Origin of the sequence: Butyrivibrio sp. NATIVEDY162, from assembly GCF_045999815.1 — a bacterium.
Classification (GTDB): domain Bacteria; phylum Bacillota; class Clostridia; order Lachnospirales; family Lachnospiraceae; genus Butyrivibrio.
The window spans coordinates 2,793,171-2,817,147 of the sequence record NZ_CP172573.1; the positions used below are offsets into that span (position 1 = coordinate 2,793,171).

Consider the following 23,977-nt stretch of genomic DNA (forward strand, 5'->3'; position numbering starts at 1 on the left):
TTGGAGGATATATTTGCACGAAAGAATATACGTATGTCACACTTTTTATCATGTATATGTGACATGCCTTAAGGAATTTCATATATTGCATCAGTATGCCCAAAACAGTGGAAATTTTGGCATACAAAAAGCCGGAGTAGGTAGTGAGTCGGCAGGACGGGCGACACTTGTACTTTCAAAGATGAGTAATAAATTTGGCAGCATGGTGGAAAGAGCAAGGGAGTGCGGCCTTTTTGAGGAAGTGATCGAGTACGATGAAAAGGTAGATACATTTTTTCCGGAGCTTGCACCTCTTCGCACAAATACAGGAAGCCTTCCTAAGAACATGATCAACAGAATAAAGTTCTGCAAGAGATTTGCGCAGCTTCAGGAGAAGTATGTGCCGGTGGATTTTACAAAGTATAAGGATATCTATGTATTTTGCGATTCAGATCCTATCGGATACTATCTTAACTATAAAAAGATAAGATATCATGCTCTTGAGGACGGTCTAAACTGCATAAGATATGGTGATCAGGCCCGCTATGACAATAACGGACATTTCAGGTTTAAGGCGTGGATGGCATCCACCGGGCTTATTTTTATACAGAACGGATGGGGCAGATACTGTATAGATATGGAAGTAAATGACATGTCTATTCTGGAGTATCCCTGCCCAAAATACATTGAGGTTCCTCGTGAGCCTTTAGTGGAAGAACTTACACAGTCCGACAAGGATCTCATGCTTAAGCTTTTTGTTGAAAATATGGATGAGCTGAAAACTCAGCTTGATGAGGGGAAGGACAGACCAAGGGTTTTGATCTTGTCTGAGCCTCTGTGTGATCTTAAGACCAGAGAGAGACTGTTTAGGGATCTTGTCACGGAGTACGGTAAAGTAGACGGGAAGGATGCTATTGTCATGATAAAGCAGCATCCTCGCGACTATCTGGACTACAAGACACTTTTTCCGGACGTGATCCTGCTTGCAGGCACTTTTCCCATGGAGATGCTTAACTTTATTGACGGACTTAAATTTGATAAACTAGTATCTGTTTATACAGTTGTGGATTCCATCAAATTTGTGGATGAAAAAATATTCCTGGGAGATGACTTCATGGATAATTATGAAGCTCCTGAGATACACAGACTTAACGAGCAGATAATAGATAACTGAGATATATACACCTGCATGCGTATTTGGAGCAGGAGCTTTATTTAGGAGAAAAATGAGAAAAATTTATCAGAAAATGATGGTGCTTTTGGATGCGCGCCAGAAAAGACAGATGGTACTTATAGTACTTATGATGCTTCTCGGAGGCCTTCTTGAGGTTTTCGGTATTGCGATGATAATGCCGGCCATGATCACTGTAGTTGATCCTGAAGCAGTATCAAAAAACAAGCAGCTACTGGCAATATATAATCTGCTTGGATGCAAGAGCATCGGGCAGTTCGCAGCCATAATAATGGTGGCGATCATTCTGGTCTTTATAGTAAAGAACATTGTGCTGTTTTTTATAGAAGTTGTTAAGCTCCGATTTGTTTACACTAATCAGTTTGCAACTTCAAGGCGTATGATGATCAACTTCATGCAAAGGCCTTATGAGTATTATCTTAATGCAGATACATCGGTTATCCAGAGAAATATCACTTCTGATGTTAACAATATGTATGGACTGATCCTTAGCTGTCTTCAGTTGATTTCTGAGATGATCGTATTTACATGTCTTGTTATAATGCTCCTTACTCAGAATGCGAAGATGACACTGTTTCTTGCAAGCCTTCTTGTGGGTGTTCTTCTGATAATCAAGTTCATCATTAAGCCTGTTATGGTTAAGGCAGGACAGGATAATCAGGATTATTACAGCGGCCTTTTTAAATGGATTGAGGAGTCTGTTACCGGAATTAAGGAAATAAAGATTGCCAATAAGGAAAACTTTTTTATTAACGGCTATGCTGATTGCGGAGCTGGCTATGTGAACGCAGTGCAGAAATACAATCTTTTTAATTCAACTCCACGTCTGCTTATTGAAACAATATGCGTTTGTGGAATGATAGGCTACATGCTGATAGTTATGATGAGTGGTGAGGATTTAAAGAGTATGATTCCTCTTGTTATGGTGCTTGGAGCAACTGCAACAAGACTTCTTCCCAGTGCCAACAGAATCAACAACTACCTCACATCAATAGCTTATTTTGAGCCGTTTTTCATGAATGTAAGTGATAATCTGCAGCAGGAGATCCATGACGGTTCAATCTCATATAAGGCTGAGGATTACAAAAATATAAAGGAAGTTGAAAAGCTTCCTGTTCACAAGACGATAGAGCTTAAGGATATCACATACCGCTATCCCAATTCCGAGGCATATGTACTTAAGAATGCTGAAATGACTATCCCGGTTGGAAAATCCATAGGTATTGTTGGAACCTCAGGGGCAGGAAAGACGACGATAGTGGATATTATGCTCGGACTTTTGCAGATAGAGACCGGAAGTATTCTGGCTGACGGCGTAGAGATCCGAGAGCATTATCCGCAGTGGCTTAAGAATATCGGATATATTCCGCAGACTATTTTCATGCTGGACTCTACCATCAGGAAAAATGTGGCCTTTGGTGTTCCGGATGAAGAGATAGATGATAACAAAGTATGGGCAGCGCTTAAAGAGGCTCAGCTTGATGAATATGTAAGATCGCTTCCTGACGGACTTGATACTACTATCGGAGAGAGGGGTATCAGACTGTCAGGCGGTCAGAGACAGAGAATCGGAATTGCCAGAGCTCTGTTTGAAGATCCTGAGGTGCTTGTGCTGGATGAGGCTACCAGTGCACTTGATAATGAGACTGAGGCAGCAATTATGGATTCCATCAACAGACTGCATGGCAGAAAGACTCTTATTATAATTGCACACAGACTTCAGACCATTGAGAAGTGTGATATGGTTTACAGGGTGAACGGGCAAAAGGTTACTCAGCAGAGATAATTGCTGATGCGTGATAAAAATGATCAAAAGTTGTAAGGGGAGAAAATATGATAACACTTTGGTCCATCAGGGATAAAGTATTCAGACTTAAGAAATATCAGGAGCCATTGGAAAAATGGCTGTTTCCCGTGATTTTGCTTTTTTATCCGCTTATAGGTGTAAATCAGGGAGTTGATATTACAGATACTACCTACAGTCTTGGGAATTATCAGTATGGCGGCTATCTCGATCCTATGTGGATGATCGCCACATTTATTCCTAATGTTCTTGGAAAGCTTTTTATGGCCCTTCCGGGTGGTGATACGATGCTTGGCATGAATATCTATTGCTCTTTTGTGATAAGTGCAACGGCACTGGTTTCATATTATCTTCTTCAGAGATGGATGCCCGGGTGGATGACTTTTATCGGCGAAATAATTGCCATAAGTCTTTGTTGGTGTCCGAGAGTTATTCTGTATAATTATCTGACATATTTTTGTTTTACCACAGGGACGCTTCTTCTCATGCACGCCATGACAGACTATGATGTGACCAGATGGAAATTCATTCTGGCAGGATTCTTTTTCGGCCTGTCTGTGATGGTAAGGTTTCCCAATATTGTGGAAGTATCAATGATACTTATACTGTGGTATTACGAGATGATCCATAAGTGTGATGCCGGGGAAATATTAAGAAAAACAGGCCTTTGCATCGCGGGCTTTGCAATAGGCTTTATGATTCCGCTCATAGCGATATGCGCTAAATACGGTATCATGGCTTATCCCGATATGATCTCATCACTGTCTGATATGTCAAAAGGAGCTTCTGATTATTCAGCGATGGGCATGATTTCTTCTACTCTGACTGCATGGTATACAAGTTTAAAGCGCATGTTTATAATGATTCCGTGCATGATAGTCGGAGTTATCATGATGCTCTTAAGGCCGGGAAAATACTATTGGATAAAGAGAATGCTTTATTCAATGGGAATCATTGTGCTACTTTATTACTATTATTCGGACGGGGTGTTTACAAGGAGTTATCATTATTATGACTCCATGTTTGAACCCGCGATGATGTTTCTGATTTTTGGAGTGATCTTTTTTATAATAGGAGTTACTAAAAAAATCCATGGGCAGGCATCGGAGAGAAGCCTGTGTCTTGCGTGTCTTCTGATAATTATTATTTCTCCTCTGGGAAGCAATAATTACACATATCCGCTTATAAACAATATGTTTATTGTGGCACCTTTTATTATGTGGATGTTTAGAAGAATGCGTCAGGCAGCAGGACCAAGCGAGCTGAATTTTGGCTGGAAGGCAGTATATATGGCTATATTGGTGCTGGTATTTGTTCAGGGCGGCCTGTTTCATTTAAAGTACAGCTTTGTGGATGGAACCGACGGAAGCAGCAGGTCTGTTCTTGTTGGAACAAGAGACCTTCCAAAGGCTGCGGGAATGTATACTACAGACTATAATGCCGAGAGCCTGGCCAAGCTGCGGGAAGCGGTGGTTGATAATGGTCTTGAGGATAATAGGCTTCTTCAGTTTGGAAAGGCACCGGGATTATCATATTTACTTGATATGGAGCCGGCTATTTTTTCCACATGGCCTGATCTTGATTCCAATACTACAGAGAAATTTGCCGATGCACTTGCAGGACTTAAGGATGGCAGCAGAGAGGAGTTTCCTGTAATAATCATCAACCCGGATTTTGAGGGTGAGGTGCTTGCAGAGGATAAGTATGACCTTTTATTGGACTTTATGGACAAGCAGAAGTATAATAAAGTCTTTGAGAACGGAAGGTTTGAAGTATACACAGCAGAATAAAAGGTAAAGAAAGAGTTATTATGGAAACAAAAGATATACAGAGTCAGGATATTTTTGACAGAATAATGTCACTGCCGGTTCTTAGAATTTTTGAACCGTTTTACAAAAAGTATAAGGAAGGCCTTATGTATCTGTTTTTTGGCGGCCTTACATTCTTTTTGAGCATTTTCCTTTTTTGGTTCATGGATAGCGTGATGCATATCAATGAGGTGGTAAATAATACCATCGACTGGGTTATTTGCGTAGCATTTCAGTTTTTTACAAACAGAACCTGGGTGTTTGATGGCAAAGTTGATACCAAAAAGGATTTCTTTAAACAGGCAGGATCCTTTACACTTGGAAGATTATTCACATTGGTGGTTGAGGATGTGCTGATTTATATTTTCATAACATTGATGGGATTTCCAAAGATGCCTGTTAAGCTTGCGGCAACTTTTGTCGTAATTGTTCTTAACTACATTATCAGTAAGCTTATTGTATTCAGAAAAAAAGAGGATTGATTTATGCGCATTAACTTCAATGTTCCTCCGTATACGGGGAAAGAGATGGACTATATTAAGAACTGCGTCGAGAATCAGAAAATCTGTGGTGACGGTGAGTACACCAAGAAGGATAATGAATGGTTTGAGAAGAAGACCGGTGTCAGCAAGTGTCTGCTTACAACCTCATGTACGCATGCAACTGAGATGTCTGCAATACTTGCAGGCATTAAAGAGGGCGATGAGGTAATAATGCCTTCGTATACCTTTGTGTCCACTGCTAACGCGTTTGTGCTTCGCGGTGCAAAGGTAGTTTTCGTTGATATCAGACCTGATACCATGAACATCGATGAAAATCTCATTGAAGCTGCTATTACACCAAAGACAAGGGCTATAGTGCCTATGCATTATGCAGGTGTAGGCTGTGAGATGGACACTATACTTGATATAGCAAAACGCCATAACCTTTTTGTTATTGAGGATGCTGCACAGGGTGTCATGAGTACTTATAAAGGAAAGGCACTTGGGGCAATCGGTGATTTTGGTAATTACAGCTTCCATGAGACTAAGAATTACAGTATGGGAGAAGGCGGTGCTCTTCTGTTAAGAGATGAGACGTATGTGAACGATGCTATAATAATCAGAGAGAAGGGAACGAACAGAACTCTCTATCAGCTTGGAAAGGTGGATAAATATACATGGCTTCAGCCGGGTTCATCATATCTGCCAAGTGATATGAATGCAGCTTATCTCTATGCACAGCTTCAGATGGCAGACGAGATAAATGACGCCAGAATGTCTCACTACAACCGATATATGGACGCATTCAGGGATATGGAGGAAGCAGGACTTATAGAGCTTCCGTATGTTCCTGCAGAATGTAAGCATAATGCTCACATGTTCTACATTAAGTGCAAAGACTTTGAGGAAAGAGAAGACCTTATCAAGTACCTCAAGTCAAATGATATTCTGCCTGCTTCACATTATGTTCCGCTTCACACTTCAACTGCGGGTCTTAAGTACAGCAGATTCCATGGTGAGGACAAGTACACCACAAAGGAGAGTCTGAGACTATTAAGACTTCCTATGTATTACAGTCTTACTGATGAGGATCTTGATGAAGTTGTTATGAGGGTTAAGGAATATTACAAAGCAGTATAAACGGGTAAAAATATAATTTGTCTGACATGGAAAATAAAAGAAAATCCCTATCACACAATTCTATAATTACAGGTCTCATGGTTACCGCATATGCGGTGATCATGGGACTTTTGTACACTTATTACTACGATCTTAATGATGATGTGCTAATGAAGGACATTCTGTCGGGAGTCTTCGCCGGAAGTCCAAAAGGACATAATATTCAGATGCTCTATCCCGTCAGTTTACTGATCAGCATTTTTTACAGAGCTTTCAGACAGGCAGACTGCTACGGGATTTATCTGATCCTCTGTCAGTATATTAGCTTTTATATTTTGGTAAAGTTTACTTCTGACATAATCGGAAATACCATTTTGGGCAGATTTAGTGAAAAAAAGTTTAGGGGCAAGGAAGTCCTTGTAAGTGCATTTTCAAATCTTTTTGTGATTATTGTTTGTACTGCATTTATACCGGGACATCTGCTTATTGTTCAGTATACTTTTGCGGTAGCCATGATGTGTTCGGCGGCAGCAGTTCTGTTTTTTGAAAAGAGGGATATGGCAGGCGCTGCGGTCTTAATACTCGCTTTTGGGACTAGATCTGAGATGACGCTTTTGATGCTTCCCTTCGTGCTTCTGGTTTTGTTTTATAGATTTGTAGATGAAAAGCAGTTTAAAAGGGATGCTTTAGCATGTGCATTAATTATAGGTGGACTTCTTATATCAGAGGGGCTTAACCTTGCGGGCTATTCAACTCCGGAATGGAAGGAATTTACCTCATTTTTTAATAGCAGAACGGATATATACGATTTTTATCAGATTCCTGACTATGATGAAAACAAGGATTTCTATGATTCAATAGAAATGAAAAAGAGTGAATATGAGCTTCTGGTTAATTACAACTTTGGACTGGACGATTCGATAGATGCCGCTAAGATGGCTCAAATTGCGGAGTATGCAAAGAGCATACGTAAGGAAGAAGGCCTTATTGCAGCAGTAAAAAGGAGCATTTCTCCATATTTTTACAGACTAAGACAGGTTGGACTTCCCAAGAGCTATGAATATCCAATGACAGATGCACCTTGGAATGCTTTTCTTATGCTGATGTATTTTGTGGCCTTTGTGGTTACGATGGCAGACAGGAGCGAAGAGAGAGACTTCAAAAGACGAGTATTTCTGTCATTGTGGAAACTGATAATCCTTTTTGCAGGAAGAACTCTTATATGGATGTATATCATGGTCAGAGGCAGGGATCCAATAAGGATCACACATTCTCTTTACCTGATAGAAACAGTGGTGCTGCTGCTCATAAGCGGAGGATGCCTTGAAAAGATTGTGGAGAAAGCAAGGCATGGCAAAAGAGATGCTGATGATGAATACTCCGGAATGCATTTTCATATTTTTGCAGGCTTTTGCCTTGTGACGGTTATTGCAATATGTGCTGTAAATATTCCGGCTCAGCTCCATGTTCTTGGGAAAGAATGCAAGGGGAGAGCTGAATATAATAGGGCTTATGAAGAGCTTGACAGGTATTGCAGGGATAATCCGGATAAACTGTTTTTGCTAGACGTATACACATCAGTTTCATATGAGGATAATGGATTTACCTATTCTCAGAAGATGCTTACTGATGTGGATAACAGTCTCTCAAACCAGGTGCTGATGGGAGGCTGGGCTTCAAAAAGTCCTGTTGAGAAGGAAAAGCTTCAAAATCTTGGGTATACAGAGAGTATGGAAGATATTGCTCTTGATGAAAATGTTTTAATAGTAGCTGATAAGGATACGGAGATGGAGTGGCTAAAGCTCTATTATAAGGATAAGGACAGAGATGTAAGGCTTGAGAATACTGACCTTATTGCAGGAGAGTTTGTAATTTGGAAGGTATCTGAAGCTAAATAAAGAGATAACTTAAAAGAGGATATATGACCAGAGAAGTAGGAAAAAAGGTTACGCTAAGGGATATAACCTATGAGGATACGCCCCTTGTAGTTAAATGGAGAAATAATCCGAGAGTGAGAAATAATTTTATATACAGGGAGACCTTTACGGAGGATATCCATAATACATGGATGAGAAATAAGGTCGAGAAGGGTGAAGTGTGTCAGCTTATTATTCTTGAAAATAACTGTGATGAGACCGGAAGACTTCAGGATGCAGATTGTAAAAAGAGACCTGTGGGAAGCGTATATCTGAGAGATATTGATAAGCTGAAAAAAACTGCGGAATATGGTATTTTTATAGGTGAGGACGATGCCACAGGCCATGGCTACGGCAATGAAGCCGCAGAGCTCATGTGCCGGTATGCTGCCAGGGAGCTTGGACTTAAAAAGCTGATTCTTCGTGTGTTTAACTCGAATGAGGCTGCAAGAAAAAGCTATGAGCATGCAGGCTTTGTAAAGACTGAGGACCTTCCTGCAGTCAAATGTTCCGATGGGGAACAGGCAGATATGATATTGATGGAAAAGATACTGTGATATGGTGTAGAATAACTTTATGCGAAATAAATTAGTGAGTTTTGTAATTCCGTGCTATCGCTCGGAACAGACAATTGAAAATGTAATAAATGAAATTGAAGGGGCAATGGACATGCTTGTCCTTTACAGCTATGAGATCATTCTCGTGAATGATTCATCGCCTGATAATACCTGGGGGAAAATATGTGAGCTTGTAAAGGAACATGATGAGATAAGAGGTTTTAATCTTGCCAAGAACTTTGGACAGCATGCTGCTATCATGGCAGGACTTAATGCTTCAAAGGGTGATATAGTTGTATGCCTTGATGATGATGGACAGACGCCTGCAGATGAAGTTGGCAAGCTTCTTTATCAGATTGAAATGGGTGCAGATGTTGTATATGCAAGATATGCTCAGAAAAAGCACAATCTTTTCAGGAATTTCGGATCTGCAATGAATGAGTGGATGGCTCATGTAATGCTTGGAAAGCCAAAGGAACTGCATGTTTCAAGCTATTTTGCAGTCAGAAGATTTGTGGTCGACGAGATGATAAAGTATAAGAGCTCATACCCTTATGTCATAGGGCTTGTGCTCAGAACTACCAGGAATATTGTAAATGTTGATGTCACTCACAGAGCCAGGGAGATAGGAACAAGCGGATACACCTTTTCCAAACTTATGGCGCTGTGGATAAACGGATTTACTGCATTTAGTATAAAACCGTTGAGAATAGGCACATTGGCTGGCGGCGTATTTGCCTGTGTGGGATTTTTATATGGAATCTATACTGTAATTAAAAAGATGATGTATCCGGATCTTCCTACAGTTGGTTTTTCTGCGCTAATGTCAGCGATAACATTTATGGGAGGAATGTTGATGCTCATGGTAGGCATGGCGGGGGAATATATAGGACGAATCTATATTTCTCAGAATAACAATCCACAGTATGTTATCCGTGATGAGGTTAAACATGAGGAATCAAAAGAGTAAAAATAAGACCTGGCTGATGCCGGTCTTATTTGGCGTATGCATGTCGCTTTCTATTGTGTGGGGATATCAGCTTGAAACTACCGATCATATTGATGTCTCTAATTTGAAGATGCTGGTATTGTCTGCGGTTTTGGCAGTAATTATAGCTGCAGCTGTGAAGTGGAGCTGGAAGAAGCTGGGGAAGAGGAGTGACAAAAGAAAGCAGAGGACAAATGTAATCTCAGTAAAGGGGAACAGAGGACAGACGGTTCTCGAGAAGGGATATACAAGGAACGAATTTATTAAAGTCTGGATGTTTATTGCGGCTTTGAATTTTGTGGTTCTGCTTGGTGTTTATCCCGGTTTTTTCGTGTATGATGCTCAGACTGAGGTAATAGAGGTACTTACGAGGAGCTTTAATAACCACCATCCGTTACTTCATGTGCTTTTACTGGGAGGTAGTGTTGCCTTTTTTCATAAATTCACGGGAAGCTATAATGCCGGAATATTTTTCTATATTTTCATGCAGATGATGGCCATGACCTGGATATTTACCTACCTTATTAACTATCTGAAAAAACATGGGGCAGGTAGAAAATTCAGAGCAGTAACAGCTGTGTTTTTTGGAGTGTTTCCTACGATTGTTATGTATACCCTTTGTTCCTGCAAAGACGGACTGTTTTCGGCATTCCTTATCCTGACAGTAATCCTTATGCTGGAGTGGGAAGAGATTGATGGCAGAGGTCTGAAGAGAAGAAAAGCGTGGCAGATAATTATAAGCTCGGTTTTGATGATGCTTTTTAGGCATAACGGTTTTTATGCTTATATTGTTTTTGCGCTGGTCGTTATTGTTTCTGCAGTTGTTTTAAATGAAAAGGACAGATACCACAGGGCGACTTTCCTTATTGCACCGGCAATAATATACTTCTGCATTAATCTGATCATCGGGAATGTGCTTTCTGCGGAAAGCGGAGAGCATCAGGAAATGCTGACGGTGCCGATACAACAGATCGCAAGGGTATATTATTATGACAAGGATAGCTTTACTTCTGAAGAAATAGAAGTGCTTCACAATTATCTTAGTGAAGAGGCGCTGTCGCATTACACACCCAGAATATCTGACATACTCAAGATGTATTTTGACAATGCGGCTTATGAAAAGGATAAAAAATCTTTTTGGAAGCTATGGGCTAAAAAAGGATTGGAAAATCCCATGAGTTACATAAATGCATGGTTTCTGACTTCCTATGGCTACTGGTATCCCGGAGCAGTCATAAACGTGTATCAGGGAAATACGGTGTTTACTTTTACTTATACCGACAGCTCATATTTTGGCTACGAGGTTGAGCTACCCGGTGAGAGAAAGAGTTTAATTCCTGCTATCGACCGCTTTTACAGGAAACTGTCCATAGAGAAATTCCAGCAGAATATACCGGTACTGTCGCTCCTTTTTTCGCCGGCTGCATATTTCTGGCTTTTTATTTATCTTATGATGACTTCCGGAGTGCTAAGAAAAGATTTGGGAATGTATCCGTTTATACTGATACTTCTTGTGTGGCTTACCGTGCTGCTTGGACCTACGTATCTGGTCAGATACACTATTTATTTGTGGTATAGTATTCCGGTTTTGGTGTATACTGTTTTACTGCATGAACCCCATGCAGTGGAGGATTTATGAGAAGAAAAGTTGTTTACAGAAGTGAGGCTATAAGATGGGTAATACTTATAGTTGCTGCGCTTTTTATACTGTCTGTTTTTCCTTTTAGAATCTGGCAGAGAACAATCACTGAAAATGGCGGTGGGGAAATTGTTCAAACCTCGGATAGAGTAAATGACTATCACGACGTTGTTCAGAAGTTTATAGCTCAGTATGACAGACTTGAATCAGTGGATATTTATGTCGAGGGAATTGAGCTCGGCAATTATATGAGCATGATTTTCTATAACGAAAATATGGAAGTCATCTATCAGAGATCAGTCTATCTGAGAGATGCCAAGCTCCCCGGATATGTGAAGGTAAGAGTTGGACTGGATTTAAATGTGGGTGAGACCTACACAATGATTTTAAACGGTGCCTTCTCAACATTTTATGTGGCTTATGAGCATGCAGGCGAGGACACATCACCTTATTTCGTGTCATTTGCATATCACGATACTACGGCGGAGGGGCTTCAGCTTGCCGCTAAGTATGATTACAGGCAGCCTGTTACAAAGAAAACATCACTTCTTATAATAGCCGCTATATTAGCCCTGGCTGCAATTCTTATTGCACTTGAGAGGCTGATATTTAAGGATAAGAAGGATGAGCTTGTTACGATTCATCATGTTATCAGGGTGGTTTGCAATCCTATAGCAGCAGTTTCGATGGTGGCTCTCATGCTGCTTATTTATCCTGTGAAATACTTTGACAGCAGACCAATAGAAAATATATTTCTGGAGATAGGCGTGATAATAACCTATGTCCTGATTTTCTATGCGATCAATCACGAGAGTGATGCCACTCTTGATGAGAAACTCTGGCATAATTTTAAGAGCCTCATACAGATGGGAACTATCGCAGCTGCAATCTGGTTTTGCTGTGAATATATGAATGCGCTGTTTACGATATATCAGACTATTGCTGAGCGCAAAGAGATGATATGTCTTTTATTATTCCTGTGCCTGGCTTTTCCGATGGAGAGTGTGTTTAGGTCTGTAAACGGAATATATGCCATTGGCTCCATAGTGGCCGGAATATGGTACAGAAATTCTCATCTTATGGCGGAGACCGAGAAAGAATATGATCTTCATAATGCCGCTATGACATATGGTGTTATAATAGCTGTGCTTGCAGGATTTTTTATAATAAATATTGCGGCAGAGATATATGCAAGAATTAAAGAATCCGGCTTAAAGAAAATTGCTGAAAAAAGCAGGTTCAGAATCAGTGTATTTGGCATAATCTTTGTCATATTTTTTGCTGTTATTGTGGTGTTCAGAAATACCAGATGGTGGGGAGCTGCCCTTGCAGCCTTTGTTCTGGGCCTTATGCTCTGCTATAAGCTGTACGGAGATAAAAAATATCCTGAGCTGGTGGTTGGAGGATTACTTCTGAATTTTGTAGTATCCATGGTTTATTGCTGGATGTACAGAAGCTTTGCTGCTTTTAATACCGGAAGATACGCATTTGTTTTCCATACAGTTACAGTAACTGCTGAATATATGACAGTTATGGAGTGCGCGGCGGCGGTTCTTCTTTTATATAAAATATATGTTTCAAGGGGAATCACTTCTTTTAGTGCTCGGTTTAAATATCTGTGGAAAGAGTTCATACTCTTTGGGTTTGTGTCAGCATATATGATTTTTACCATTTCAAGAACATCATATTTTGCATGTGTGATAATGATATTCTGTATGCTGGTGCTTACCTTGGGTGACTGCGAAAAAGGCAGGCTAAAGTATTTTGGAATCCAGGTCGGAACAATGGTATTTGCGGCTGTTTTGTGCTTTCCGTCTGCATTTGCACTTCAGAGAATGCTTCCTGCAATAGTGGCACATCCTAAAAAGTTTTTGATTGAGACCGGAAACTACGGGCTGTACGGCGGAGGACAGCCTGACAATCACCTGTATATGAATATCGAGCGATTTGCCGATCTTTTTGCTGAGAAGATTTTGAATGTAGACTTAATGGACTACAATTATCCCGAGGATGACAAGAATTTCAACAGTGAGGGATACTCCATGGTTGGAGCAAATGGTGTTCCTCTGACGGAAGAACAGTCAAGAGCCATGGTTTATTCTCTTCCTGAAATAGTGGCATCTAAACAGACATCTCCTGAGATAAGGGAATATCTGATGGAAACAGGTGGCAATGAACTTTTTGAGAGAATGAAAGCTGAAGAAGCTGCTGCCAAAGCTATAGAGGAAGCTAATGCAGCTTCTGATGACGGAGCTGCGTCAAATGAGGAAAATCAGGAAGAAGATGCACAGGAGCAGGATAATCAGACACCCGGAGATGGTATAGAAGAGTTCTCCAATGGAAGAATAACGATATTTAAGTCATACCTTGAGCAGATGAATCTGTTTGGACATGATGAGATGGGTGCTGTTCTGCCTTCAGGAGAAATAGCGGTACATGCCCATAACACATATTTACAGGTTATGTACGACAACGGAATCCTTAGCGGAATTGTTTTCCTTATTGTCATGGCGTTCGCGTTCTTTAATGGAGCGGTATACTATATTAAGCATAGAGATGATGTGCCGGGAGCAATACTTCCGTTTGCAATGACGGCAGGTTTTGGCGTAGCTGCGATATCTGAATGGGTATTCCAGTTCAGCAATCCTATGGCAGTTGCATTTATGCTTTCGCTTATACCTATAGCATTTAAGGAAAATAATAAATAATTCCGGGGGAAATATGGCTTTGTATAATGTAAAGCCAATTTATGATAGAATAAGAAGATATGAAATCAGAGAAGAAACCTTTTAATTTTGCAAAATTTTATAGAAGGGCAGGGCTGATAGTTTATGATGTGCTCAGTATTCTGATCGCAACCTACCTGGCTCTTTTGATGAGATACGAATATAACATTGATCTTGTGCCATATGAGTTTATGGATCCCGTAACGGATTATCTGCCGATCAATGTCTGTTTGTCATTATTGTTTTTCTATCTTTTCAGACTTTATAACAGTCTGTGGGCTTATGCCGGAGAAACAGAACTACAGAATCTTTTCATTGCCTGCGTTGCATCAGGTGTAGCCAATGCCGTTGGACTTCAGTTCTTTAAGGTGGGCAGACAGCCGGTTCCTCAGAGTTATTACTTTTTATACACATTTATTCTGATAACTCTTATTTTTATAAGCAGATTCAGCTACAGATTTATAAGAAGTGTTAAGCATAAGACAGAGAATCGCAAGAATACCACATCCGTAATGGTAATTGGTGCAGGTGAATCAGGTAACATCATTATTAAGGAGATCGTTAACAGTAATTTCTCTACCATGGTCATCAGCTGCATAATAGACGATGACAGAAGTAAATGGGGACATTACATTCAGGGTATCAGAGTTGTGGGAGGTCGTGACAAGATACTTGAGTGTGCGGATCTCTATGACATAGATGAGATTATTGTGGCAATTCCTTCGCTTCCGAGAAGTGAAATGAAAAAGCTCCTTGATCTTTGTAAAGAGACTAACTGTAAGCTTCGTTCGCTTCCTGGGGTTTATCAGCTTGTAAATGGCGAAGTTAATGTAAGTAAGCTTCGCGAGGTTGAGGTTGAGGATCTATTGGGAAGAGACCCTATTGCGGTAGACCTTAATCAGATTGCAGGGTATGTTAGCGGCAAAACTGTCCTGGTAACAGGCGGCGGCGGATCTATAGGTTCCGAGCTTTGCAGACAGATAGCCAATCATAAGCCCAAAAAGCTTATTATTGTTGATATTTATGAGAACAATGCCTACGACATTCAACAGGAGCTTAAGAGAAATCATCCTGAGCTGGATCTCGAGGTTCTGATAGCATCTGTAAGAAACACAAACAGAATCAACAAGATATTTGAGCAGTACAGACCAGAGATTGTTTATCATGCAGCTGCTCATAAGCATGTGCCTCTTATGGAGGACAGCCCTAACGAGGCTATTAAGAACAATGTATTTGGTACCTTTAAGACTGCTATGGCAGCAGCGATGAACGGATGTCGCAAGTTCGTTATGATCTCGACAGATAAGGCAGTTAACCCTACCAATATCATGGGTGCAAGTAAGCGTATCTGTGAGATGATTATTCAGACTTTTAATAAGCATTATGATACTGAATTTGTGGCTGTACGTTTTGGTAACGTGCTTGGATCAAACGGTTCGGTTATTCCGCTTTTCAAAAAGCAGATAGCAGCAGGCGGTCCTGTTACGGTAACAGACCCTAATATTATCAGATACTTTATGACAATACCTGAGGCTGTAAGCCTTGTTATGCAGGCGGGAGCCTATGCCAAGGGCGGAGAGATCTTCGTACTTGATATGGGAGAGCCTGTCAGAATTCTTGACCTTGCAGAGAATCTTATCAAGCTTTCGGGCTATAAGGTTGGAGAGGATATAAAGATTGAATTTACCGGCCTTCGTCCCGGGGAGAAGCTATATGAAGAGATGCTTATGGATGAAGAGGGTCTGCAGGATACTGCAAACAGAATGATACATATCGGTAAGCCTATAGCTATGGATGACATGAAGTTCTTCTCTCAGCTTGAAGAGTTAAATGGAGCATCCAAGGCAGAGCATGCAGATGAGATCAGAGAGATTGTTCAGAAAATAGTTACGACCTATCATCCTGAGGATAATGCCGATTCGCATTCAATCGAGCATCAGAAAGCACTTGAGCGTGCAGCAGAGCTTATAAATGAGACGGAGTAACAGTGTAGCTGTTTTATATAGTCGAGAAATATAAAAACAACTACACTGGTACTGCAGGAGGTTTTATGGACGAGAGATTTAACGGAATAAAGAAATTTGAGAATAGAGTTTGGCTTTCGTCTCCTACAATGCATGGAGATGAACTGAAATGGATAACTGATGCCATTGAGACCAACTGGGTTTCTACCGTTGGAGAGAATTTGAATGAGACAGAACGACTTGTTCAGGAGAAGATCGGAAGAAAATATGCAGTTGGATTAAGCTCAGGAACAGCAGCTCTTCATCTTGCCATAAGACTTGCGGGTGAGAAGCTGTATGGTCCGCAGGCTTCTAATGTTGGAACTCTTACAGGTAAAAAGGTATTTTGCTCTGACATGACCTTTGATGCCACCGTAAATCCTGTGGCATACGAGGGCGGCGAAGCTGTATTTATTGATTCCGAGAGAGATACATGGAATATGAGTCCAAAGGCTCTTGAGAAGGCCTTCGAGATATACCCTGAAGTAAAGCTTATTGTTGTGGCTCATCTTTACGGAACTCCAGGCAAAATTAATGAGATAAGACAGATTGCTGATAAGCACGGAGCACTTATTGTCGAGGATGCGGCTGAGTCCTTTGGAGCTACTTATGAAGGCGTGCAGACCGGAAAATTTGGCGACTACAGCATTATTTCATTCAATGGTAATAAGATTATCACAGGAAGCGCCGGAGGCATGTTTATTACTGATTCTGAGGCGGATTGCCATAAGGTTAGAAAGCTTAGTACGCAGGCAAGAGAGAATGCTCCATGGTATCAGCATGAGGAGCTTGGCTATAACTATCGCATGTCAAATATTGTGGCAGGAGTTGTCAGAGGTCAATTGCCTTACCTTGAGGAGCATATAGCAAGCAAGAAGAGAATATATGAGAGATATAGGGAAGGATTAAAGGATCTTCCGGTTTCAATGAATCCTGTTCCTGATAATTGTGAGCCTAACTACTGGCTTAGCTGTATACTGATAGATAAAGAGGCAATGTGCCCTCAGGTTAGATCTGAGAAGGAAGTTTTATATAAGTCCGAACCCGGAAAGAGCTGCCCTACAGAGATTCTGGAGGCGATTGCGTCTTTCAATGCAGAGGGCAGACCTATATGGAAACCCATGCACATGCAGCCTGTGTATAGGAACAATATATTTGTGACAACAGAAGGAATCCTTAGAGGAAGGAGCAATGCCTATATTGATGAGGGCGTAGCTGAGGATGTTGGATCTGACATTTTTGAGAGAGGATTGTGCCTACCTTCCGATAACAAGATGACCTGTGAAGAGCAGGATATAGTTATCGATATAATACACAGATGTTTTAAATAAACAAGTTAGGGGATTGGAATATGGGCCTTACACGCTCGCACAGAAGAAAAAGAATATTGCTGATAGTGGATGCGGTTTCTCTGTCCCTTGCTTACATCGTAATGATAACGTTGCGGTTTAACTGGCATTTTAAAAAGACCTGGATGATTCCGCTTTATACCATGATCTTTGTCATGGAGATTCTTTTTGCCACTCTTGTAAATGTATATAGAGGAAGAAAGATAAATTATAAAGCAATAGAAGACTGCGATCCGCTCGAGATGATCACAGAGACTTTCAAAAATCAGGTAGTGCTTTTTGTATTTTTGCTTGTTGTACTTATGATATCCCAGAACACTTTTTATTTCTCAAGATTAGCTATGGGATATCTGGTTGTGCTGAATATGGTGTTTGTTCTGACAGCCAGGCTGATATACAGAGGTGTACTTATCAAGCGAGGTAACCCGGATATACACAGAAGAAAGCTTGCTGCCCTTGTTTATAAAAAAGACATGGACTATGTCAGGGCTAATCTGGAAAAAGGACTCGGGCTGGAATTCGAACTGGAGGATATAATCCCTATAGATGATGCATATTCTATAGAGGATACCAGAAATGCTGATGATTATGAGGCTGTCATAAACAGAGAACAGCTTGTAAGCAGAGTTAAGGAATGTGGATGCAGTGATGCATTTTTGTGCATTTCGGATAAGCTTGATATAACCGATTTTGTCAGAGGTGATCTGGTCAGAAGACTTGGAAACGAAGGAATTAATACTTATTACGGAATATCTCTGGACGGGCTATGGGTTACCAGACATCTTGTAAGAGAGATGGGTTATTTTCAGACCTCATACTTTTCAGCCATGGCGAAGAGATGCAGAGTTTTGGGCGTTAATTTCACTGTTTCAAATGTTGATAATGCTGTGCTATATGTCAGAAGTCATATTAAGGAGTTTTTTGGCAAGTACATTTGCTTTTGTAATGTTCACACTACGGTTGAAGCCAGCGAACATCCTGATTATATGAAAATTCAGAACAGCTCTGCACTTACATTTCCCGATGGTCAGCCCATAGTAAACAGGATCCAGAAGGCAGGATATATTAAGGCTGAAAGAATTGCGGGACCTGATTTTATGGAAGCGATGTTTTCTTCATCCATGGATGGGAAGATATCTCACTTCTTTTATGGTTCATCTGAAGAGACTATAGAGCTTTTGAAGGAAAAATTGCCTAAGAGATTTCCCGGAATAAATGTAAAGGGATACTATTCACCTCCATACAGAGAGCTTACTCCGCAGGAGGATGAGGAAGTGGTTGAGATGCTGAATGCATCAGGAGCTGACCTGATATGGATAGGTCTGGGCGCTCCAAAGCAGGAAAAATGGATGGCAGCTCATGAGGGAAAAGTTCATGGTGTCATGCTTGGAGTAGGAGCCGGATTTAATTTTTATGCCGGAAATATCAAGAGAGCACCTATGTGGGTAAGAAAAATAGGCATGGAATGGCTCTATAGACTGTTCCAGGATCCAAAGCGTCTGCTCAAGAGATACTTAGTATCCAATATAAAGTTTATCTGGAAGGTATATATTATGCGGAAGTAGGAGGCTTTATTTTTGTACAGTTTCCGCTAACACGCTTTAAATCAGCGAAGTGTCCGTGTCACAAAGACAAAAGTTCGTCTGTGCTTGACTTATTTTAACATTTTGATATAATTTAATCTTGCTGGTGAGATTATTTTACTAACATACCCGACGAGCGAACGAGATGTCGGTATGCTAGCGGTTTCTTATATTGTTAATAAGATTTCGTTCGGTAGTATAATCTCGGTGTAGAAAATATAAAATGTATAAGGTATACTTACATTTAGAACAACGGCGTTCCTACTTGCAGAGTGTAAGTTTAGGAGCGCTTTTTCTCTATAACGAAGTTGTCTGCCTGATATGCAATGCGTATTAAGGGCTTAGAAATGGGATTTTGGGGTAATGAGTATTTTACATAATCCATATAAGGGCGATTACGATCATGCTCCTGAGATGGATAAAAAAGGGAGGTTTCGCGACAGATTCTTCTACAAAGGGGATCTCTATGTTCTTCCTTTTGACGAGAACCAAAAAAAGAAAACCTATCTTCCATGTTTTTTATATGGAGGCTTGATGTTTGCGGCTTTAATAGTACAGGGACTTATAAATCAGACTTCATCGCGAACGTTGTGGGTTGTGCTTCCATACTTTATTCAGTATCTGCCGGTGCTTTTCTTCTTATTGGGAATAGTTGAGTACCTTGGTGCAACACCGAGGATGACAAGGCAGCAATATGATAAGGGAGTTGGAAGAATGCATTTTTGCGGCATCGCAGTTATAGTTCTTGCCGCGATAAGCGCTATCTGCGAGATGATATACCTTATTATCAGACGCGGACAATATGATGCGGGACTTGAGCTTTTATATCTGGCACTTCATATACCGGTAGTTGTTGTAGCATTTCTTTTTGCAGGATATTACAATAAACATTTTTCAGGAATTACTGTTGAGAACAATAAGTGAGGATTATAACTTTTGCTTATGGTCGGATATAAAGTTTAAATATTAGAAAGTAAATAATATAGAAGATATACTTTCTAACGTAGCTTTGGTGACAGCCACTAATGTGGATGTACATATAATAATATGGGAATTATCCCAGAATGGAGGGCAATATGAAAAAGTTAGGCAAATTTCTGGCATTAGGACTTGCCGGAACTATGGTTGTCAGCGCAGTTGGTTGTGGCGGCAATGCTAACAACGGCGGCGACGCTAATGGAACAACCGAGTCTGCAGACACAGCTGAGTCTACTGCAGATGCTTCTACTGAGGAGAGCAGCGATGCTACTGAGGCAGAGTCAACAGAGGAAGCAGGAGACGCTGCACAGAGCACAGGAAGCGGAGCACCGCTCGTAATTGGAGAGTCTGAATTCTCTGAGAAGTTCAGTCCTTTCTTTGCAAATTCAGTATATGATAACAATGTTTCACAGATGACAACACTTCCTTTACTTACAGTTGACCGTTTAGGTGAGATGATACTTAATGGTATCGAAGGTGAGACAAAGGAATACAATGGTCAGTCCTATGAGTACAAGGGACCCGCAAACTGCGTGATCACAGAGAACGAAGATGGTACAGTTGATTATGCATTTGAGCTTCGTGATGATATCAAGTTCTCTGATGGTGAGCCTCTTACTATCGATGATGTTATTTTTTCAATGTATGTAGTTGCTGATCCTTCTTATGATGGAGCTGCTACATTCAGTGCACTTCCTATTACAGGTATGGAAGACTACAGAAAAGGTTCTGATACACTCTTCAACCTTCTTGTTAAGGCTGGTGAGGACAACACAGACTTCACATACTTCACAGAAGATCAGCAGAAGAAGTTCTGGGAGACAGATTTCCCTGCAGCTAAGGAACAGTTCATCAATGATATCGCAGATTACTGCACAGCAAACGGTGCTGTATCTGATGATGAAGATATTGCCAAGGATCCTATTGCCAATGCAATGGCAAACTGGGGCTATGGTACAGTAGAAGGCGGCGTTCTTACAGCTCCTTCAGGTGCTACATTCGATGTTAAGGGTGGCACAGCTCCTACAGTAGATGATTTCTGGAATGAAATCGTTGCAGCTTATGACGGAGACGTTATGGCAGCTACTGACAAGGAGAAGGCTGGCGACGGCATCCTTGATATGCTTTCAGATGATTACAAGAACTCAATTGAGACAGGTGATTCAGCTCCTTCAATCAAAGGTATCGAGAAGACAGGCGACTACTCAATGGTTGTTCACATGGACAAGCTTGATGCAACAGCTATCTACTCACTTCCTGTTGAGATCGCACCTCTTCACTACTATGGTGACAAGGCTGAATACGATTATGATAACAATAAGTTCGGATTTACAAAGGGTGATCTTTCAACTGTAAGAGCTAAGACAACACAGCCTCTTGGCGCCGGCCCTTACATTTTCGACAAGTTCGAAAACAAGATTGTTTACTTCAAAGCTAATGAGAACTACTATCTTGGCGCTCCTGTAATCAAGGAAGTTCAGATGAAGGTTACTCAGCAGTCTGATGCTGAGCCTGCTATCGTTCAGGGTACACTTGATGTTGCTGAGCCTTCAGCTAACAAGTCAACTCTTGAGCAGATCGCTGGTGACAACTCAAACGGCGAGCTTACAGGTGACAAGATTTCTACTTCACTTGTAGACAACAATGGTTATGGTTACATTGGTATGAACTCACAGAACGTTAAGGTTGGTTCTGATGCAGGAAGTGAAGAGTCTAAGGCACTTCGTAAGGCTATCGCAACAGTTATTGCTGTACATCGTGACGTAGTTATCGATTCTTACTATGGCGAAGCTGCTAACGTTATTAACTATCCTATTTCCAATACATCATGGGCAGCACCTCAGCCTTCAGATCCTGATTACAAGGTTGCTTTCTCAGTTGATGCTGATGGAAATGATATCTATACAGACAGCATGTCAGAGGATGAGAAGTATGATGCAGCTCTTAAGGCAGCACTTGGATTCTTCGAGAAGGCTGGTTACACAGTAACAGATGGTAAGCTTACAGCAGCTCCTGAAGGTGCTAAGCTTTCATACGAGGCTATGATCCCTGCTGATGGTAAGGGTGATCATCCTTCATTCGGTATCCTTACAGCAGCTAAGGAAGACCTTGCTAAGATCGGCTTTGATCTTATTATCAATGACCTTTCAGATTCTTCAGTTCTCTGGTCAGCTACTGAAGGTGGCACAGCTGAGATCTGGTGTGCAGCTTGGGGTGGATCGATGGATCCTGATATGTATCAGATTTACCACACAGATGGTGGATCAGCTTACATGTACAAGATCAATCAGCCTGAGCTTGATGAGCTTGTAGTAGAAGGTCGTTCAACAACAGATCAGGCAGTACGTAAGGCTATTTATAAGGAAGCTCTGGACTATGTTGTTGATTACGCAGTTGAGATTCCGATTTATCAGAGACAGAACTGCTCAATCTATTCTACTGAGCGCGTAGATGTTGAAAACTCAGATATGCTTCATGACGAGACAACATACTACAACTTCTTTGCTACAACAAGTGCTCACGATGGAATTGAGAGACTTATGACTAAGTAATTCTTATTTATAAATTCGAAAATGAATTTAGAGTTTTCGATGTGCTGAGAATCTGCTACAATAGTAGAGCTGTTAAGACAATCAGTTGCATAAATAATGCGCATAACTTTGTCCGTGGGGGTTATTTAGCTCCCGCGGACATGTTATGTACTTTTTTACTTCATAACTTTAAATCAACAGAGAATAGTTGCACTATTTAGAAAATGGATTAGAAAATTATATTTCGCCAAGCGAAATTTTTAGATATATTAACAATCCCCGAGGAATTTTTTTTCAGGTGGAAGATATTTTATTTAGAAGGAGTATAGACAACAATGAAGAAATTCATACTTAAGCGTCTACTCATATCAGTAGTATTATTGTTTTTCGTATCTATGATCATTTATACCATCATGAGATGCATGCCTACATCATATGTTGAACAGCAGGCTATGGCTTTGTCTACTAAGCCGGGAGCAAAAAGCTACTCTGAGTGGGTTGAACAGCTAAATGCCCAGTATGGCTTGGACACGGGGGTAATCCAGGGATATTTCAAATGGGCATCAAAGGCAGTAACACTTGATTTTGGTGATTCCTGGTTCTGGAATCAGCCTGTATTGCAGAAGTTCTCCAGCGTAATCTGGTATTCATTTGCACTGGGACTTGTTGTATTTATTTTGGAAATAATAATCGCTATACCTGCGGGAGTGGCTGCTGCAAGAAGACAGTATTCTGCAACAGACTATACCGTTACGGTTATCGCACTTATCGGAATTTCACTTCCGAGCTTTTTCTTTGCGACGATTTTGAAATATATTCTTTCTGTAAAGCTTGGCTGGCTTGACCTTTACGGAATAGTAGGAAGATATCATGAATCATATTCAGACGTGGGTAAGATCCTTGATATGGCTCGTCATATGATCATGCCTGTTATTACACTTACTGTTGTAAGCGTAGGTTCACTTATGCGTTACACAAGAACAAACATGCTTGAAGTTTTGAATGCAGATTATATCAGAACTGCAAGGGCTAAGGGTCTTTCTGAGGACAGAGTAGTTAACTATCATGCATTCAGAAACACACTTATTCCGATCGTAACACTTCTTGGCGGATCACTTCCCGGTCTTTTTTCCGGTGCCATGATCACTGAGACTTTGTTCCAGATTCCCGGTATCGGTTATACATCATACCAGTGCGTAGTACAGGGCGATATTCCTTTTGTTATGTTCTATATGGTATTTATGGCAGTCCTTATTTTGCTCGGTAACCTTATCGCTGATATTCTCTATGCGGTAGTTGATCCCAGAGTAAGAGTAAACTAAG

16 protein-coding genes are annotated in these 23,977 nt (G+C 40.8%); all 16 read left to right on the top strand.

Annotated elements, in window-relative coordinates:
* The first annotated feature begins 13 nt into the window (after window positions 1-13).
* The 16 genes from ACHCNF_RS12065 (at window position 14) to ACHCNF_RS12140 (ending at window position 23,976) form a co-directional block, all read left to right on the top strand.
* Window positions 14-1,153 carry a glycosyltransferase family 52 gene (locus ACHCNF_RS12065; protein WP_408070037.1) on the top strand — a complete coding sequence of 380 codons (1,140 nt, stop codon included), beginning with the start codon at window positions 14-16 and terminating at the stop codon, window positions 1,151-1,153.
* 52 nt (window positions 1,154-1,205) lie between these two features.
* Window positions 1,206-2,957, top strand: coding sequence for an ABC transporter ATP-binding protein (locus tag ACHCNF_RS12070; RefSeq protein ID WP_408070038.1), 1,752 nt, complete (start codon window positions 1,206-1,208; stop codon window positions 2,955-2,957).
* A gap of 47 nt (window positions 2,958-3,004) precedes the next feature.
* Window positions 3,005-4,765, top strand: coding sequence for a hypothetical protein (locus ACHCNF_RS12075; RefSeq protein ID WP_408070039.1), 1,761 nt, complete (start codon window positions 3,005-3,007; stop codon window positions 4,763-4,765).
* A 20-nt stretch (window positions 4,766-4,785) separates the two neighbouring features.
* Window positions 4,786-5,265, top strand: a complete 480-nt coding sequence (locus tag ACHCNF_RS12080; protein ID WP_408070040.1) for a GtrA family protein — start codon at window positions 4,786-4,788, stop codon at window positions 5,263-5,265.
* A gap of 3 nt (window positions 5,266-5,268) precedes the next feature.
* On the top strand, window positions 5,269-6,405 hold the full coding sequence (gene rffA / locus ACHCNF_RS12085) for a dTDP-4-amino-4,6-dideoxygalactose transaminase (protein ID WP_408070041.1): 1,137 nt from the start codon (window positions 5,269-5,271) through the stop codon (window positions 6,403-6,405).
* Between the two features lie 26 nt (window positions 6,406-6,431).
* Complete coding sequence (locus ACHCNF_RS12090; protein ID WP_408070042.1) at window positions 6,432-8,282, top strand: hypothetical protein; 1,851 nt, start codon at window positions 6,432-6,434, stop codon at window positions 8,280-8,282.
* Window positions 8,283-8,305: 23 nt separating this feature from the next.
* On the top strand, window positions 8,306-8,857 hold the full coding sequence (locus ACHCNF_RS12095; RefSeq protein WP_408070043.1) for a GNAT family N-acetyltransferase: 552 nt from the start codon (window positions 8,306-8,308) through the stop codon (window positions 8,855-8,857).
* A 19-nt stretch (window positions 8,858-8,876) separates the two neighbouring features.
* The gene (locus tag ACHCNF_RS12100; RefSeq protein ID WP_408070044.1) at window positions 8,877-9,827 is read left to right on the top strand and encodes a glycosyltransferase family 2 protein; all 951 of its coding nucleotides are present in this window, start codon (window positions 8,877-8,879) and stop codon (window positions 9,825-9,827) included.
* Window positions 9,808-11,484 (top strand): DUF6020 family protein, encoded by a 1,677-nt coding sequence (locus ACHCNF_RS12105; RefSeq protein WP_408070045.1) that lies wholly within the window; start codon window positions 9,808-9,810, stop codon window positions 11,482-11,484. The genes ACHCNF_RS12100 and ACHCNF_RS12105 overlap by 20 nt, the downstream gene beginning before the upstream one ends.
* Window positions 11,481-14,192 carry an O-antigen ligase family protein gene (locus ACHCNF_RS12110; protein WP_408070046.1) on the top strand — a complete coding sequence of 904 codons (2,712 nt, stop codon included), beginning with the start codon at window positions 11,481-11,483 and terminating at the stop codon, window positions 14,190-14,192. Before ACHCNF_RS12105 ends, ACHCNF_RS12110 begins: the two co-directional genes overlap by 4 nt.
* Window positions 14,193-14,251: 59 nt before the next feature.
* Window positions 14,252-16,195 carry a polysaccharide biosynthesis protein gene (locus tag ACHCNF_RS12115; protein ID WP_408070047.1) on the top strand — a complete coding sequence of 648 codons (1,944 nt, stop codon included), beginning with the start codon at window positions 14,252-14,254 and terminating at the stop codon, window positions 16,193-16,195.
* A gap of 65 nt (window positions 16,196-16,260) precedes the next feature.
* On the top strand, window positions 16,261-17,544 hold the full coding sequence (locus ACHCNF_RS12120) for a DegT/DnrJ/EryC1/StrS family aminotransferase (protein ID WP_408070048.1): 1,284 nt from the start codon (window positions 16,261-16,263) through the stop codon (window positions 17,542-17,544).
* A 20-nt stretch (window positions 17,545-17,564) separates the two neighbouring features.
* A complete protein-coding gene (locus ACHCNF_RS12125) occupies window positions 17,565-19,127 on the top strand; it encodes a WecB/TagA/CpsF family glycosyltransferase (protein ID WP_408070049.1) in 1,563 nt (520 codons plus the stop codon).
* Window positions 19,128-19,508: 381 nt separating this feature from the next.
* Window positions 19,509-20,069, top strand: coding sequence for a hypothetical protein (locus ACHCNF_RS12130; RefSeq protein WP_408070050.1), 561 nt, complete (start codon window positions 19,509-19,511; stop codon window positions 20,067-20,069).
* 152 nt (window positions 20,070-20,221) lie between these two features.
* Complete coding sequence (locus ACHCNF_RS12135; RefSeq protein ID WP_408070051.1) at window positions 20,222-22,675, top strand: ABC transporter substrate-binding protein; 2,454 nt, start codon at window positions 20,222-20,224, stop codon at window positions 22,673-22,675.
* Window positions 22,676-22,989: 314 nt separating this feature from the next.
* Window positions 22,990-23,976, top strand: a complete 987-nt coding sequence (locus ACHCNF_RS12140; protein ID WP_408070052.1) for an ABC transporter permease — start codon at window positions 22,990-22,992, stop codon at window positions 23,974-23,976.
* The last annotated feature ends 1 nt before the right edge of the window (window position 23,977 follow it).